This is a genomic window from Vibrio sp. STUT-A11 (genome assembly GCF_026000435.1).
In the GTDB taxonomy this organism is placed as follows: Bacteria; Pseudomonadota; Gammaproteobacteria; order Enterobacterales; family Vibrionaceae; genus Vibrio.
Map to the genome: position 1 here is coordinate 1,253,149 of NZ_AP026764.1, position 16,547 is coordinate 1,269,695.

Here is a 16,547-nt window from a genome sequence, read left to right on the forward strand (position 1 = left end):
AGTGGGTTAATTGGACCTATTAAGCAGGTACGTCTACTTTTTTGGTCTGTTGGCCGTTCCAGTTAGTCATAACATGCTCTTCCATTCTTTCTAGTGCTACACCATTGGTTTCTGGTAGGTAGCGATTTACGAAGAAATAAGAAGCAATCATGAAGAAAGCAAATACCCACATAGGGAATGCGCCACGGAACATCTCATTGAGAAGCGGGCTGTCATTCATTACCGGGAAGATTAGCCCAATCAGGAAGTTAGTTACCCAAAGGCCACCGATAGCAAATGACATACCTAAACCACGGTAGCGGTTAGGGAAGATTTCAGATACGACAATCCATGCACCTAAGCTCCATGAGAACGCAAAGCAAATCATGAACACCATCATGCCAAACAGTGTCCAGTAACCCATTTGGATAGCGGCTTCACCTTGTAAACCTGCAGATTGGTAAATGAAGTAAGATGTCAACAGAAGGCCGAACGTGGCACCCAATGAACCAATTTTTAGCAATGGTTTGCGACCAACTTTGTCCATGAGCAGAGAACCGATTAAGGTACCCACTAGCTGAATCACACCGACCCAAATAGTCAAGAAGAGCGCGACCTGGCTGTTACCTGTTACTTTTTCAAGTACAACTGGTGCGAAGTACATCATTACGTTTACACCACTTGCCTGTTGGAAGATTACAATCATGGTTGCGATGAAAACGAAAACCCAAAAGCGACGTTGTTTGTGAACTTGAAGCTTTTCAACTTGCGCTTTGTTTTCTGCTTCTTCGTGGATAGAGTTATGAATCGCGTTAATAACCGTAGGAGCATAAGCAGGGTTGAAGATTTTACCAGTAACTTCTAACGCTTCTTTTTCACGTCCTACCAGCACTAACCAACGAGGCGACTCAGGGATGAAGAATGATGCAAGAACAAACAACGCACATGGGATAGCTTCAGAACCAATCATGACACGCCAGCCAACATCAACCAGCCATTCGTGAGTCATACCTTGAGCGATTAAGAAGTTAACAACAAAGATAACCACTTGACCGAATACGATGGCAAAGTTTTGCGAACTTAACGCACGACCACGGATTTTCTTCGGTGAGACTTCTGACATGTACATCGGTGATACCGAAGAGGCAATACCGACGGCCAATCCGCCAATCATGCGATAAACGATAAACCAGAAGAACGTGTTAACTAAGGCAGCGCCAATTGCTGAAATGGTAAATAAAATGGCGGATAAAATGAGGGCTTTTTTACGACCGTATTTATCTGCGACTTTCCCAGATATGAACGCGCCAATAATACAACCAATGGCAACGTTTGATACAGCCCAACCGACGCCGATAGAACTTAGTTCAAAGTAGGTCGCAATAGGGGTAATTGCTCCGGAGATTACTGCGGTGTCATAACCTAGTAGCAGGCCACCCAGTGCTGCAACAGCACAGATGACGAGGATATAACGTAAATTATAACTTGTATCTACAGTTTGATTATTAGTGGACATGAATCCTCCTAAATGAATTTTATATTTCTGTGTAGGGCAACAGAACCGCTTTGTTGCAACCGGGTGCAAATCCCTGCACCCGTATACACTGTAGGTATTACTCGATATAAATTGTTTAGATTTTGAATTTGTAACCTAATGATTTATAGATCATTAATTAGTTGTAGAATTCAGGTTTTTCTGGAAGTTCGATTTTCTCGATGCCACCAGAGTATTTTGCTTTCACACAAGCATCGATCGTTACTGATACGCAGTAGCCGTCCCATGACGTTGGGCCTGTTAATTGACCTGCACGAGCGCCATCAATCCATTCTTGGAATTCAACGTCAAAGGCGTCAAAGAAGCGGTCTTTCCAATCTACAAAAATTTCTTGTTGTAGTGTCGCGTTGGTACGAACCACAGTTGTCGCAGGATCAGGAAGGGCAGCAACACCTTTCTCACCGGTAATCTGACATTGAATATCGTAGCCATACTGACAGAATACGAAGCTCTGGACCGAGATATGAACACCAGATTTAGTACTTAGAATCATGATGTGTGGATCTTGTAACTCTGGCTCAGAAGAGATTTGAGTTTTACGAGGAAGAATAACTTGTGCTGTCGCGTAGTCTTCATCCAATAGCCAGCGCAGAACGTCTGCTTCATGAACGAATGAGTCAGTAATCGCCATGTCACCACTAAACCCTGGTGCTTCTGGCGCATGGTGCCAGGCATTTAGCGTTAATGGCTCACCAATGATCTTTTGATCAAGTACGGATTTAAGCTGGCGGTATGATTTGTCGTAACGGCGCATGAAGCCAACCTGAACAAGGCGCTTACCGCAAGCTATTTCAGCATCAATGATACGGCGACAGCCTTCTTCCGTTACTGCTAATGGCTTTTCACACATGACGTATTTACCAGCTTCGATTGCTGCTAGTACGAACTCTTCGTGCGTAGGACCCCAAGATGCGACAACAATTGCATCGACCATATCGGAATTGATTAGGTCAACACCATTATCAAAAACTTCCGCTTCAATATTTTCTTGAGTCAGCCAAGAGCGTACTTGGTCATTATTCACGTCAAATACCGCGGTCACATGAGCACCAGTGAGATAGTTCACACGTTTGATGTGCTCTTTACCGATAGCACCAACACCAATTACACCTACTTTTAGATCAGTAATGTTTAAAGACATGATATTCATCCTTAATTATGTTTTTGTGCGGATAGTGATTTTTTGTTTCACCATTCAGACTTTGATTATTGAATTAGTAAGTAACTTACTCATTTACCGATAATCTGGAGGCTAATATAGCATTCGCGTTGGTAAGCAAATGTGAAGTAGAACTTAAAATGGAATATTTATTTTGTTTTATATTTAAAGTGAATGTTCTATTTCATTAAATCTCTGGCTTGAAAGTAGAGCGTATCGCTAGATATAACGGTGCCTGCCGCACTTAAACAGAGTAATGGGGGAAAGGTATTCTCTTCAATAAACCGCTTGTTCAAAATGTGATCTTAAGCTGAAAGGAGAGTAAGAAAATTCTGATTGTGTGGCCTCACAAATAGTCACTCAGTTGCGCAACAAGGCCTGTTTTTGGACATGACGGGTTTTTCACAGTGAATTAATAGCAGTGAGAATATGTTTATTGATTCTAAATACAGCGCATATGGGACGTTGTTTACCTATATTTAGCAATGGTTGGTTTAAATTATGCCAGTACGACGGATCAGACGACGACCAGAAGCTATGTGTTATCAGTCACCTGGTTGCCTTCAAGTTATCTTTCGATATGAAAATTTCATTTCATAAAATGTATTAATAGAGGCTGGGCATCATTTTGTGATCTATGTTCAGTTGTGAAGGGAAAAATCTTAAACAAGACTCTACATAAGGGTATTAGCCGATCTTTATCATTGTTTTTGAAATCTTCATTTCATATTATGGGTTAAATTGAAATGTAAAGCCCATTTGGGAAGTGCACATTAATACGCATAAGGAACAGTTGAATGTCTAATCTACTATCGAAATATCAAGCGTCTCCATCTGACGGTTGTACTCAAAACATTACCCCAGAAAATGCTGATTGGGGATATGTTGGATTTAAAGCTTATGAGTTAAAAGCAGGCGAAAACCTTTCTCTGCCAGCTTCAGAAGTAGAGACTTGCCTGGTATTGGTTGCTGGTAAGGCAACTGTGGTGACGGACTCGGCAACATACGAGAATATTGGTGATCGCATGTGTCCATTCGAGCGCAAAAAACCTTATGCAGTTTATGTGACACCAAGTGATAACTGTGAAGTGAAGGCATTGACAGATATTGAGCTGGCAGTGTGTACCTCTCCAAGTAAAGGCACTTATCCTACTCGTTTGATTGCACCAGAAAATATCGATGCTGAAGCGAGAGGCGTTGGTAACAACAAGCGCTATGTTCACAACATTCTACCTGACTATGCCGAAGCAGACACATTACTGGTTGTGGAAGTTTACACTGACGAAGGTTGTACAAGTTCATTCCCGAGCCACAAACACGACACGGCAAACGAACCAAATGAGACTTATCTTGAAGAGACGTATTATCACCGACTAAACCCAGAGCAAGGCTTCGTTCTGCAACGTGTTTATACTGATGACCGCTCATTAGACGAGTGTATGGCTGCTTATAACAAAGATGTTGTGAAGGCACCGAAAGGGTACCACCCTGTTGCGACTATTGCGGGATACGACAGCTACTATCTCAATGTTATGGCCGGCCCTTCACGTAAGTGGTTATTTACTTGGGAAGAAGACCATAACTGGGTTAATGGCCCAGAGTATGCGGCAAAACATGATTAATCTGAGATAGAGCTGGGCGATTTTGTCTCGGCTCCAACTGAATCACGACGAATAAGTTCGCCCCAGAAGCCATGATATTCATGGCTTCTTTGCTCTTATCAATAATAAAAATACCCACCAATGATGGCTGAGTGAACACCTGCTTAGCACTCCCTTTTACTTTTAGAAGAAGACGTTATGGATACGACAACTCGAATCATACCTGCGAGTAAACATATCGCGTTGGTTGCGCATGATAATTGTAAGGCTCAACTCCTGAAGTGGGTTGGTGCAAAACAAGAGCAACTGAAATCTCACACACTTTATGCCACTGGTACTACGGGGCATGTGATCCAGAAGAATACCGATTTAACCATTATTAGCATGATTAGCGGTCCAATGGGCGGCGATCAGCAAATTGGAAGCCTCATATCTCAAGGGAGTCTGGATATGCTGATCTTCTTTTGGGACCCACTAAACTCGGTGCCACATGACCCTGATGTTAAGGCGTTACTTCGTATTGCCAGTGTGTGGAATATTCCTGTTGCCACAAATCAATCGACGGCGGACTTTTTGTTTGCATCTGAGTGTATGTCGGGAGAAGTGGAAATCGAAATTCCTGATTATGAAAAATATTTGAGTAACCGGACCTAGACTTTTTCTTAGATCCTGAATAAAAAATCGGTTATGGGAAATGAATGGAATGGAAACAAAAAAGCAGAGTAAGAATACTCTGCTTTTAGGTAAATGAAGGGCTCAAGAATTCTATCGATACTGATAGTGAGAGTAGATTTACACCACGCCCATTGAAGCGAAAATCAACACGACACCAGTCGCAACCATAGGAATCGCCAGAGTACAGACAAAAATATCTTTGTATGAATCACGGTGAGTCATGCCACAAATCCCGAGCAGTGTAATCACCGCGCCATTATGAGGGAGTGAATCTAATCCGCCGCAAGCTATCGCTGCAATACGGTGTAAAGACTCCAGACTAATCCCTAACTCCAGAGCTTTTTGAATATAAACCTGGCCAAGTGCATCCAACGCTATACTCAGGCCTCCGGAGGCTGAACCTGTGATACCTGCAAGTAAACTGGTCGACATCGCAAAGGATAAAAGCGGGGTTCCTGGTATCGAAAGTATCCCTTCTTTGACTAATTCAAAGGAGGAGAGCGATTTGATCACGTTACCAAACCCAACGGCGGCGGCGGTATTCATGATCGGCATGATAGAACTTTCACCGCCTTCGTTAAGAGAAAAGCGTATGTCCTTCATGTATTTCTTAAACAATAAGAGTGCGACAATAATGGCAGTGGTTAGCGCGATGATAAGACTCCACATGCCATTGACTTTTTGCAGCGTAGTATCGTAGTTGGCAAGGTAGCTGGTATCGACACTTGGGAAATAGAAAGTCACTATCAGAAAGTTTAAAACCAGCACGATAACAATCGGGATAAAGGCAATGGTCGCAGAAGGAATGTCGTTATTCTCTTCGCTTTCATTACTTTCCGACTCATCGTGAATGCCATAACCTTCTCCATTTGTTCGGGCGATAGCTTCTCGGCGTTTCAGCCATAACATGCCCAAGCCAAACATAGCAGCGGCGCCAACTAACCCAAGACTTGGTGCAGCGTATGCCGTGGTACCGAAAAAAGGCATCGCGATGGTATTTTGGATTTGTGGTGACCCTGGTAAAGCGGTCATGGTAAATGTGAAGGAACCTAGCGCAATCGTTCCAGGAATCAGGCGCTTAGGCACATTGCTGTCTTTAAATATTTGCGCGGCAATAGGGTAAACTGCAAATACCACCACAAACATCGATACACCGCCGTAGGTCAACACCGATACGGCGAGCACCACGGCTAAGATCGCATTATTGCTCCCAACCTTATTCACAATGACTTTAGCGATTGACTTTGCAGCGCCAGAGTCATCCATCACTTTGCCAAAAATCGCACCAAGCAAAAAGGCTGGAAAATAGAGTTTTACATAGTTTGCGGCGCTTAACATGAAGACTTCTGTATAACTGGCCATCATGTACGTTCCGGCAGAAAACAGAGCAGCAACTAATGCCAAAATAGGTGCTAACCAAATGACTGACATGCCTCGGTACGCGAGGTACATCAACAAAACTAACGACAGCAATATGCCCAATATTCCAACGTCCACGGTAATCTCCAATATGTAATAAAATGTTATTTCCAAAATGTGGATAAATTGAAACATTCATTTTATTTTAAATAAAGTGAAAGATTGAGTTCATGTAGGTAAATCATCCGATATATTGATCAAAGACAGTAAAACACCAGATAAGGTGTATTTGGACTGTTCATTCTTCACATAAAATGAAAAATATATTTCAATAAGTTTGTTTCGAATGGTACGTTTAAGAGCAAGTATTTCATCTACTCTTAGAATTCACGACCAATGTAATGATTAAGGAAATAGAATGAGCGTAAGAATCGTATTACCAAGGATTATGCATGTAGGCAAAGGTGCATCACTTCAGGCTGCGGATGTAATGGCAAGCGTAGGTGCATCTCGACCATTAATTGTCACCGATAAGATGATGGTTCAACTAGGTTATGTAGCAAAAGTTCAAGAGGCGCTAAATGCCCAGGGCATCGAGGCTTCCGTATTTTCTGATACGATTCCAGAGCCGACAGTGAGCTCAATCGAGGCAGGTGTCAAAATGGTGCGTGAAGGTGGGTTTGACTCCATTATTGCTATCGGTGGAGGAAGCCCTATCGACAGCGCCAAAGCCATCTCAATTGTCGGTAAATTTGGTGGACAAGTAAGAGATTACAAATTCCCTCGTGATGTTAGCGAAGCCGGACTTCCAATTATTGCCATTCCTACTACTGCAGGTACTGGCTCAGAGGTTACTCGCTTCACGGTGATTACAGACGATTTACATGACGAAAAAATGCTGTGTTCTGGCCTTGGATTTATGCCTATCGCTGCGCTGGTGGACTACGAACTAACCATGTCACTTCCTCCACGCGTCACTGCTGACTGTGGTTTGGATGCGCTGACACACGCTATTGAAGCGTATGTTAGTCAAAAAGCGAACCAATTCTCAGATACTCAAGCTCTGATCGCGATGGAAAAAATTGGTAAGAGTATTCGTCAGGCTTATCACAATCCAAAAGATGAGGCCGCTCGCTCTGATATGATGTTTGGTGCGACGTTGGCTGGAGTGGCATTCTCTAATTCATCAGTGGCATTAGTGCATGGCATGAGCCGACCGATTGGTGCGTTTTTTCATGTTCCTCACGGCTTATCAAACGCAATGTTGCTACCTGCTATCACCGAGTTTTCCATTCCAAGCGCTGAACAACGTTACGCAGAGTGTGCTCGCGCTATTGGTGTTGCTTCTATGTCTGACACCAATGCAATTGCATGTAAGAAGTTAGTCAGTGAACTGCGTGCACTAAATACAGAGCTATCCGTTCCTACGCCGTCTCAATATGGCATTGATAAAGAGCGTTTCTTTGAGCTTCTATCAACCATGGCGCAACAAGCACTGGATTCTGGGTCACCAGGTAATAACCCTCGCGTTCCATCTTTAGAAGAAACCATCGAGCTTTACAAAACGGTTTGGAACGAAGGCGAATAGAATAGTCCGAAGTCGACAATCGATTACCGACTAAGCCATACTATTTCAAATCATGTAGCGCGCTCTTCCAAATTGCTTTCCAGCAGCTGAAGAGCGTGTCTATCACCCTAAGCCTGCTTACTCTTGCCTAACTTACACTCACTGCTTTGCCACTCAGTATTACTTCTCTTTACTCGTTGATAGATGGTGCTTTCCTGCAATTTTGCCCACTGATAAACAAACTTTTCATTTCAAGCTCGCCCAATTACGTAATGTATTTTTCTTACAAGAAGGCATTCCGGCTTAATTTTTGGCTGTGCGCTTACACGGCCTGGCATTCTTTAGCTGAAAAAGTGCTTTGTTTTCGTTGTCCTGAACGCCATGAAACATAGCTTCGGCAGGCTTTAAATTGAATTGTGCAATAAATTCAATTGATTATGCTCTGGCATGGAAATGTTTATTTTATTTTCCTGTAAATTTAAAATATCTATTGCATTTTGTGTGAGCTGGATCTATATTTACTCCCGTTGATGTAGGAAACTTACAAACATTTGGAGAATAAATTATGTACGCAGCTATCGCATATAACACTTACCACATGGTTAAAGACGCTCGCGAGAATCAAGTCGCTTCAGAAGTCGAAGCCGTGAAGAAAGAGAAAAAGCGTTTTTCATTTAAAGCACTTTTCAGCAAAGCAGTACTAGAACCACAAACAACTCAAACTGTATAAGGAATAACGATATGTACGGAGCAATCGCATACAACACTTACTACATGGTTAAAGACGCGCGCGAAAATCAAGCTGTCTCAGAAGTCGAAGCGGTAAAGACAGAGAAAAAGCGTTTTTCATTTATAGCTTTTTTTAAAAAAGCAGTACCAGAACCACAAGCAACCCAAATTTTATGAGGATAATGAAATGTACGGAGCAGTCGCTTACAACGCGTACTACATGGTAAAAGACGCGGAAGAAAACCCAGAAACAAATAGCATTAAGGCGAAAGCAAACCAAAAGCCTTTAAAGCTTATCATTAACGAGTTTGTACAAAACAACATGCCGATGTTGACTAAGAGTAACGGTAGTGAGTTTTATTTTCTGCTACTTCTGGTGACATCATTTACAGTGCTACATGGATAAAAGACAATAAAAACAGCCAATTAAGTTTTTTTTAATCTAGAGGTACATGAAAAGCTTACCTCGCATGTTGTCAGTAGTTTAATAGATAAATAGGCAGTAATACTTTGCGGGAATAGTGGAAAGTTGAGTAGTCTACCCGACTAGGGTGTTAAGGCGAGTCTCAAAGCTGGTGGCACTATGACCAAAGGGCAGCACAACAGTCAGGTGAACTAAAACGCCAATGTTAGTGTTGATGATAAACTTAAATCACCACCAGATAGAAGCAGCAGGGCAGAATAGTGGCACAGCCCACTATGAAAAACTGGATGTACTTCGAGAAGACAGATAACGTCTCTCACCCAAAAACATGACTCGCCAGAGTCTGTTCATTTCCAATTTAATCAAGGACGTTCCTGCTGTCAGTCATTGTAGCGAACACCAACCACTCACATTGAATTAAACGTTCTGACTTCAGTGTACAGATTCGACGAGTACAGCGTTTCAGTCGTTTGCGAACCCGCACCTAAAAAGTGTCCTTATTTAAAAATACTTTCGTGACCCTTAAATATTACCCTTCACACCCTTAGAGAAGCCAACCTAGTTGTAAAGAACTTACTCTGTCTCTAGCTGACGTATGTTTCTTTTTGTGATCTGGCGTTTCAAAAGTGTAAATTAAATTTTTCATATATATTGAAAATGAAAAATTAATTTCATAGAATGGTTTCGTTCGATAATGAAAAGCAAACCTGACATCAATAAACGAAGCTCAATTTGACGTTAGAAACCGCTTTTTAAAACAGAAATAGCCATAAGTACAACGCGAAACAAGTCGCTCAGTCAGTCTAAAATAGGAGTTGGTCATGGAGACTATTCATAACTATATCGGTGGAAGCATTCAGGAAAGCCAAAGCGGCAAATTTGCTCCAGTTTTTAACCCAGCTACTGGTGAACAAATTCGCCAAGTCGTTCTTAGCTCAAAAAGTGAAACGGAACTGGCAATTGAATCTGCTGCTAAGGCATTTCCTACATGGTCGAAAATGTCGCCATTAAAGCGTGCTCGAATCCTATTTAAGTTCAAAGAGTTAATGGAAGCTAATATGGATAAGCTTGCCAAAACGATTTCTACTGAGCACGGAAAGGTATACTCAGATGCAATGGGCGAGCTAACTCGAGGCCTGGAAGTGGTTGAGTTTGCTTGCGGCATTCCTCATCTTCAAAAGGGTGAGCATTCAGCTAACGTGGGTACTGGTGTTGATAGCCATTCACTGATGCAACCACTAGGCGTTTGTGCGGGCATTACTCCGTTTAACTTTCCTGCGATGGTTTCAATGTGGATGTTCCCTATTGCACTTGCGACTGGTAACACATTCGTTCTAAAACCGTCAGAAAAGGATCCAACAACTTCTTTGATTCTGGCTGAGCTACTTTCTGAAGCGGGTCTTCCTGACGGCGTGTTTAATGTAGTGAATGGCGATAAAGAGTCGGTAGATGTACTACTAACGGATCCACGTGTTCAAGCGGTTAGCTTTGTTGGCTCAACACCAATTGCTGAGTACATTTACTCAACGGCATCAGCACATGGTAAACGTTGTCAGGCTTTAGGCGGCGCTAAAAACCACTGTATCTTAATGCCAGATGCAGATTTGGATATGGCAACGAACGCGATTATCGGTGCAGCATTTGGTGCGGCTGGCGAGCGTTGTATGGCTCTTTCAGTGGCTGTAGTCGTTGGTGACGAAACAGCGGATCACCTTATCGATAAACTGCGTACCGGCGTTGATAAAATGACCATTGGCCCAGGTATTGTTGAGGGCAAAGAAAACGATATGGGCCCGGTAATTTCTCAGGTTCATAAAGAGAAAATCATCGGTTACATCGACTCTGGCGTAGAGCAGGGTGCTGATCTGCTTATTGATGGTCGTTCACTAAGTGTTGAAGGTTTTGAAAATGGATACTTTGTAGGACCAACGCTATTCGATAACGTATCACCTGACATGACTATCTATAAAGAAGAGATTTTTGGCCCAGTACTTGCGATTGTTCGTGTTCCGGACTTTAAAACGGCTATCCAATTGGTTAACCGTCATGAATATGGTAATGGTACGGCAATCTTCACTCGTGATGGCGAAACGGCACGTCAGTTTAGTGAAAATGTCCAGGCTGGTATGGTAGGTATCAACATCCCAATCCCAGTACCAATGGCATTCCACAGCTTTGGTGGTTGGAAACGCTCTGTTTTCGGCCCATTAAATGTGCACGGTAATGACGGTGTTCGCTTCTACACAAGAATGAAAACCGTATCTAGCCGCTGGCCAGCAAGTGATGTTCGCCTAGAGCAACACTCAAGCTCATTTAATATGCCAACATTAGGCTAATTAAACTTTTTAACCGTTTGGGTAGGGCACGGTAGGGGCCCAACTAGGAAAGCGCGTGGCAGAGCGCGCTACCTTTTATCTTTTTGCTGGCGAATAGCCAGCTTTTTTTATTAAAAAATTCCCTCAAATATCAGCGGATAGTTTTATGCACTGTCTTTTAATAGATAAGAATTACTGTTTTACAGTGTTTATTTTTACTAGCCAGACGAGTTTGACCCGATATAGATTTGGGATGGTGAGAAATTTAGTTGCTTTGCATCGGTCTATACCCTAACACGTTCTGCTAACTTTAATGCTTCTGTTTTTGAATTCTGCTTTATGAACGGTAGGCTTTTTCTTGTTACTCATGTTTACCTCACTAGGTGATTACAATTCACTTAGCTTGGTGTCCGAAGTTATTGGAGCAGATCACTATGTCGTTGTTCCTGATCAAGAGCCTGCGCCGGAAGTCTCGCTGTTTATGGATTGGCTGGAAGAGTATTTTCCGAGTTAAAGACGATTTCGTTCAACGATTCACTGGATTCATTTAAAGCGAAAAAAACTAAATACAGGACGTAATGAAACAAATAGAGTGAATTGAAAAAATTAGGAATTGATTCTAGCAAAGCTTGGAGCGGGCAGCGGGAATCGAACCCGCATCATCAGCTTGGAAGGCTGAGGTAATAGCCATTATACGATGCCCGCGCATCGAAAGGACACGTCTAATATGCCACATTAATTTGAAAAGAAAAGTCTTTTCTCTTCAATTGTTTGTTGGTTGCGCAAAAATCACTCAGGATGGTGCGAAGGTGCTCATTCAGTGTGCTAGTAGAGAAATTTATTAATAAGATTAGTACTAAAATGGTTACGGATTCGAACATTCTCTGAGTCAGTCATTTTGTAGTCGGTCAATGATTCATTTTTGTTTTCAGCCGTATAAGTGACAACTAAGAGGACAGCGCTGATACTGTTAAGAATGCAGAGGAGAATAACCATGTGGAAAGGGATCATGATAGGTGCATTGGTGATGTGTATGACCGCGTGTACTACAGTAACAACGGATGTCGACAAGCAAGCAAACTTTTCATCGTATAAAACATTCGATTTCGGAGAGCAGGGGGGTGTGCCCGCCAGCATTGATGCCAGGCGCATAGAACAGAGTATTGCCTCACAGCTCAAAGCAAATGGCTTTTCAAAAGTCCCGAGTGATGGTGATCTTTATGTTCATCATGATATTGTTGAAAGTACAGAATTTGTCTCGTCAGGATCGACCGTTAGTTTTGGGTACGGGTGGAACAGTTTTGGCGTTGTTACTTCCAGTCCAGAACGTTATAGAGAGCGGAAATACGGTAATTTGGTTGTTGAACTAGTGGATATGAATGCAAACCAAGTTGTTTGGAAAGGGATATCCAGCCGCAAATTAACTGCAACAATGGACAGCGAAAGGAGGGAACGCTTAGTGGCAGAAGAAATCGCGAAAATGTTTGAAAACTTCCCTTACGGCGCCAAATAGTAATGCCTGTATTCGTTTTGAAAAAGGCGCAATGTATGCGCCTTTTTAGTTTGTCTCAGGATGTTAACTGTAATTAGTATCCGATGCTATAGAGGTGCTCACCAACTTCCTGACACTGCGTTTGATATACTTTTAGAACATCCTTAGTATTTCTATTCGCAGCTTTAAAGTCCGATTCAGCAGAAGAAAGCTTACTAAAGCTATAGTTTCGAGCAGACATTAAATAGTTTCGAAAAGAGGTTCTATGCTCTGGTACGGCACTCTGAACGTTCGAAACATTTGCACATTCCAAGAGGGCTTCGTTGCTCATTTTTTCAAGATTTACGTCTGCACTGACGACGTTTGAGAATGCGCTGAGTAATAAAGTTAAGATGGCTGGAATAGCGAATCTGGTCATAGTTTGGGCCTCGAATGGATTCAGGTAAATATATACGTATCCATGTTACTTATTGACACGTTTTCTTGATTTCTCTGTTTTGCTTTCGTCAAATATTCACGGCCACGTCGAAATACATAGAGTAAATTTGCTTCATATCTTTCAAGAAGATGATAACGCGAGCCTTGGCTTTTAAGTTTACCGAAATTCTCTTGAGTTAACGGCTTTGTCAACCAAGCAAGAGAAAGCATTGGTAGCTATAGGTTTGAGCCTTAACCACTATGTGAATGATTACGCATAGTAACGATAGGAAAGATAGATGAACAGCCTTTTCTTATCTTGCGGGTTGATGGGCGTTTTGCGCTTGAATTGTTGCAAAATACAATCACAGTAACGACAACAACGAACGAGTTAGCGACATCGTGCATGAAATATGGTGGAGAAGGAGAAAGGATGACCCTAGTAAATTAGAAGGAGCAAATGTTCATTGCTCCTTTTAATTTATTATGCGCTTGCGTAGATGACGCTGCCGCCTTTAATCGTATCGATGATTTCTCGAGACAGGTTTTCTGGCAGAGCCGGACAACCCCAGCTACGTCCTAAATAGCCGTTCTTTTTGATAAAAGAAGGATTCGCATATTTCGCGCCATGTACGACGATGTAGCGCTCGCGAGCTTTATCGTTGAGTCCAGAAGTCAGACCATCTAAGCGGAGAGAATAGCCATTTGACCCGTAGTAGGTCGTATCGGTTAAAAACGTACCTAAAGACGTTTTCCGAGAGTTCACAATATTTGAGAACTTCGTCGCGGTTTTCTTTCCACTGTTCACACCATGTGAAACATAGGTATTGTAGATCAGCTTCTTTCTATCTATATCAACCACATAAAAGCGCTTGTCTGTTGACGGTTTACTGTAGTCAATGATTGTAAGTACTGGCTTCTTTCTTTTTTTGGTCTTCTTGTAAGCTAAGTAGGCATCGTTAAATAGCTTAAAGTCGATAACGCCTTCTAGTTTGGCGTCTTTATATGTTTTTCTAACTTGTTGAGAAATCTGATTCTCTACTCGAGCTTTGCCGTCCGAATCTTTGGCGAAAGCAAAAGGAGAAACAGAGAAAAACGTCCATATCAACAATAAAAATGATTTTTTCATTTTGATCAAATAAAACTCTAGGTGTTACAAATTTGCCGAATGCTTCATGCGTTCAGTAATACTACATGCACATCAATTATATTCTTTTCCCTACACTCAATGTTATGCTTTAAACACTTATAGTTTGGGATGTTATTAATTTCTTGCTGTTAAAACTAACTTTCTGATATTAATGGTTTTTCTATTATTGAAGTAAATTTCAGACATAATAATAACTTAAATTACTAATTATTAAAATGGTGATTAGCACCGTTTATCGGGCTCAACAGGTTAAAAACAATGTGTAATTATGCTTCAATTGGAAAAATTCTTGAAATTTCAAAGTGTTTATTTTCAGTAATCGAGTGATATTTAAAGCTAACTCTGTGATCCTAGTCGTAACAAAATATAATTTAAATGTTGAATGAAAGCACTTGCACAGTATAGATTGGCATAAATGACCGATAACTACGAGGTTTGAATGAAAGTGCATGAATGCGTTTCCTTTATATTAGTGAAAAACTCACAAATACTGTTGGAGACACGAGCAAAAGACAAAGATACTGATCCCGGAGCTATTGCTATTCCAGGTGGGCATATGGAACCAGGTGAGGATCAGACGCAGACATTATTTAGAGAGCTTAAAGAAGAGTTGAATGTCACGCCACAATCATTTTTATATCTATGTTCTCTTTATCATCCCACGATTGAATTACAACTCATACATTATTACATCGTCACTGAGTGGGAAGGGGGGTAGAATGTTATGAGGCGGATTCTATTGATTGGTATACGCCTAATAATGCTCCGGTAGGAACAGAGGTTGATAGGATTGCGCTGCAAGAGCTTGAGCGATTAAAAAATACATTTATACCCGTGATCATTGAAGATGCTTGATTTCTCATTAAATCAGGATCATGCTACGCACCATGAAAATTGTACTGACTCCTGAGCAAAAGCAGCAACTCGAACAGATGCACGACACTGAGCGTGATAGTCGTGTGTGCGACCATATAAAAGCCGTTTTGCTAGCTTCCGAGGGTTGGAATCAGGTCATGATATCTCAAGCTCTTCGTATTCATGAATCTACCGTTGCTCGTCATCTTAGTGATTATGTTCTCTCTGAAAAACTTAAACCTGAGAATGGTGGTAGCCAGAGTCGACTTTCTGTGACTTAGACGATGCAGCTCATCGAGCATTTGACTGAGAAAACCTACTTTCATACGCGTCAAATCGTTACTTACGTCGAGACGGAATTCGGTGTGAGCTACACCGTTGCAGGCATGAACAAGTGGTTACATCACCACGATTTTTCATACAAAAAGCCCAAAGGTGTACCGCACAAGCTAAAACCTGAAGAGCAGCAAGCATTTATCGAGTATTACAACGAGGTGCTTAAGTCCAATGATGCGCCTGTGCTTTTTATGGATGCCGTTCATCCGACTCAATCAACAAAGCTCAGCTATGGCTGGATCCGCAAGGGACAGGATAAACTTATTGAAACGACAGGTAGTCGTACTCGAGTGAATCTAATCGGTGCTCTGCCACTGAAAGACATTAGCGCAACGATCACAAATACTTATGAAACGATAGATAGCGAGAGCATTGTTCGCTTCTTTTGGAAACTCAAGAAAGAGCATTATCCACTAGAGCAAACCGTGCATATTGTGCTTGATGGTGCAGCCTATCATCGGTCAGAAATGGTGAGAAATGCGGCAAAAGTGCTCAATATAGAGCTTCATTACTTACCACCATACAGCCCAAACTTAAATCCAATAGAGCGACTTTGGAAAGTAATGAATGAGCATGTGAGGAACAATGTCTATTTTCCCTCTAAAGCAGCATTCACCTCTGCTATCAAAAAGTTTTTTGATGTGACGCTACCAGAAGTTGCAGGCTCACTTGTATCCAGAATTACGGATAATTTTCAGATATTGAAACCTGCATCTTCAAGTTGAACGGGTATAGTTTAATTTAGGAAAATAAGTTAGAGCCAGCCAAGCATATATTTTTAATCGCTTAATGAATATCAGAGTTACATTAACAGTGTTTTTGAACAAAATTAAGCTATGAATATAAATGTTGTGAAATATCAAATTGTGGCTGTATACACTGTGCTACTTTTACCTAGATTTTGACGAACTATTTCGCTTGTTCAACTTTCCTA

The 16,547-nt window shown here is 41.7% G+C and carries 12 protein-coding genes, 1 tRNA gene and 2 pseudogenes; 10 read left to right on the forward strand and 5 right to left on the reverse strand.

The window, feature by feature from the left end; genetic code table 11:
* Positions 1-19 precede the first annotated feature (19 nt).
* Positions 20-1,495, reverse strand: a complete 1,476-nt coding sequence (locus tag OO774_RS21300) for a sugar porter family MFS transporter (RefSeq protein WP_264906550.1) — start codon at positions 1,493-1,495, stop codon at positions 20-22.
* A gap of 157 nt (positions 1,496-1,652) precedes the next feature.
* Positions 1,653-2,675 carry a Gfo/Idh/MocA family oxidoreductase gene (locus tag OO774_RS21305; RefSeq protein ID WP_264906552.1) on the reverse strand — a complete coding sequence of 341 codons (1,023 nt, stop codon included), beginning with the start codon at positions 2,673-2,675 and terminating at the stop codon, positions 1,653-1,655.
* Between the two features lie 815 nt (positions 2,676-3,490).
* Between OO774_RS21305 and iolB the strand changes: the two genes are divergently transcribed.
* On the forward strand, positions 3,491-4,315 hold the full coding sequence (iolB, locus tag OO774_RS21310) for a 5-deoxy-glucuronate isomerase (protein ID WP_264906554.1): 825 nt from the start codon (positions 3,491-3,493) through the stop codon (positions 4,313-4,315).
* Positions 4,316-4,492: 177 nt separating this feature from the next.
* Positions 4,493-4,948 carry a methylglyoxal synthase gene (locus tag OO774_RS21315; protein WP_264906556.1) on the forward strand — a complete coding sequence of 152 codons (456 nt, stop codon included), beginning with the start codon at positions 4,493-4,495 and terminating at the stop codon, positions 4,946-4,948.
* 138 nt (positions 4,949-5,086) lie between these two features.
* On the opposite strand, the gene OO774_RS21320 is transcribed toward OO774_RS21315, so the two are convergent.
* Positions 5,087-6,466, reverse strand: coding sequence for a GntP family permease (locus tag OO774_RS21320; RefSeq protein ID WP_264906558.1), 1,380 nt, complete (start codon positions 6,464-6,466; stop codon positions 5,087-5,089).
* 280 nt (positions 6,467-6,746) lie between these two features.
* Between OO774_RS21320 and OO774_RS21325 the strand changes: the two genes are divergently transcribed.
* The 5 genes from OO774_RS21325 to OO774_RS21345 all read left to right on the forward strand — a co-directional run bounded on the left by OO774_RS21325 (position 6,747) and on the right by OO774_RS21345 (position 11,384).
* Complete coding sequence (locus OO774_RS21325) at positions 6,747-7,916, forward strand: iron-containing alcohol dehydrogenase (RefSeq protein WP_264906560.1); 1,170 nt, start codon at positions 6,747-6,749, stop codon at positions 7,914-7,916.
* A 544-nt stretch (positions 7,917-8,460) separates the two neighbouring features.
* Complete coding sequence (locus tag OO774_RS21330; RefSeq protein WP_020336441.1) at positions 8,461-8,625, forward strand: hypothetical protein; 165 nt, start codon at positions 8,461-8,463, stop codon at positions 8,623-8,625.
* A gap of 11 nt (positions 8,626-8,636) precedes the next feature.
* The gene (locus tag OO774_RS21335) at positions 8,637-8,801 is read left to right on the forward strand and encodes a hypothetical protein (protein WP_264906563.1); all 165 of its coding nucleotides are present in this window, start codon (positions 8,637-8,639) and stop codon (positions 8,799-8,801) included.
* Positions 8,802-8,811: 10 nt separating this feature from the next.
* Positions 8,812-9,030, forward strand: coding sequence for a hypothetical protein (locus OO774_RS21340; protein WP_264906564.1), 219 nt, complete (start codon positions 8,812-8,814; stop codon positions 9,028-9,030).
* 839 nt (positions 9,031-9,869) lie between these two features.
* Entirely contained in the window at positions 9,870-11,384 is a 1,515-nt protein-coding gene (locus OO774_RS21345) for a CoA-acylating methylmalonate-semialdehyde dehydrogenase (RefSeq protein WP_264906565.1), read from the forward strand.
* A gap of 609 nt (positions 11,385-11,993) precedes the next feature.
* Here the strand turns inward: OO774_RS21345 and OO774_RS21350 are convergent.
* A tRNA-Gly gene (locus tag OO774_RS21350) sits at positions 11,994-12,068 on the reverse strand.
* 289 nt (positions 12,069-12,357) lie between these two features.
* Between OO774_RS21350 and OO774_RS21355 the strand changes: the two genes are divergently transcribed.
* A complete protein-coding gene (locus tag OO774_RS21355) occupies positions 12,358-12,876 on the forward strand; it encodes a DUF4136 domain-containing protein (RefSeq protein WP_264906567.1) in 519 nt (172 codons plus the stop codon).
* A gap of 880 nt (positions 12,877-13,756) precedes the next feature.
* Here the strand turns inward: OO774_RS21355 and OO774_RS21360 are convergent.
* Complete coding sequence (locus OO774_RS21360; protein WP_264906568.1) at positions 13,757-14,401, reverse strand: murein L,D-transpeptidase catalytic domain family protein; 645 nt, start codon at positions 14,399-14,401, stop codon at positions 13,757-13,759.
* Between the two features lie 460 nt (positions 14,402-14,861).
* Between OO774_RS21360 and OO774_RS21365 the strand changes: the two are divergent.
* Positions 14,862-15,277: pseudogene (locus OO774_RS21365) on the forward strand (NUDIX domain-containing protein).
* Positions 15,278-15,309: 32 nt separating this feature from the next.
* Positions 15,310-16,338, forward strand: a pseudogene (locus OO774_RS21370) (IS630 family transposase).
* Positions 16,339-16,547: the final 209 nt, after the last annotated feature.

What these genes read in the sequence shown, in the direction of transcription:
- OO774_RS21300 (WP_264906550.1), bottom strand. Translation starts at nt 1,495, where the DNA reads ATGTCCACTAATAATCAAACTGTAGATACAAGTTATAATTTACGTTAT.
- OO774_RS21305 (WP_264906552.1), bottom strand. Translation starts at nt 2,675, where the DNA reads ATGTCTTTAAACATTACTGATCTAAAAGTAGGTGTAATTGGTGTTGGT.
- iolB (WP_264906554.1), top strand. Translation starts at nt 3,491, where the DNA reads ATGTCTAATCTACTATCGAAATATCAAGCGTCTCCATCTGACGGTTGT.
- OO774_RS21315 (WP_264906556.1), top strand. Translation starts at nt 4,493, where the DNA reads ATGGATACGACAACTCGAATCATACCTGCGAGTAAACATATCGCGTTG.
- OO774_RS21325 (WP_264906560.1), top strand. Translation starts at nt 6,747, where the DNA reads ATGAGCGTAAGAATCGTATTACCAAGGATTATGCATGTAGGCAAAGGT.
- OO774_RS21330 (WP_020336441.1), top strand. Translation starts at nt 8,461, where the DNA reads ATGTACGCAGCTATCGCATATAACACTTACCACATGGTTAAAGACGCT.
- OO774_RS21335 (WP_264906563.1), top strand. Translation starts at nt 8,637, where the DNA reads ATGTACGGAGCAATCGCATACAACACTTACTACATGGTTAAAGACGCG.
- OO774_RS21340 (WP_264906564.1), top strand. Translation starts at nt 8,812, where the DNA reads ATGTACGGAGCAGTCGCTTACAACGCGTACTACATGGTAAAAGACGCG.
- OO774_RS21345 (WP_264906565.1), top strand. Translation starts at nt 9,870, where the DNA reads ATGGAGACTATTCATAACTATATCGGTGGAAGCATTCAGGAAAGCCAA.
- OO774_RS21355 (WP_264906567.1), top strand. Translation starts at nt 12,358, where the DNA reads ATGTGGAAAGGGATCATGATAGGTGCATTGGTGATGTGTATGACCGCG.
- OO774_RS21360 (WP_264906568.1), bottom strand. Translation starts at nt 14,401, where the DNA reads ATGAAAAAATCATTTTTATTGTTGATATGGACGTTTTTCTCTGTTTCT.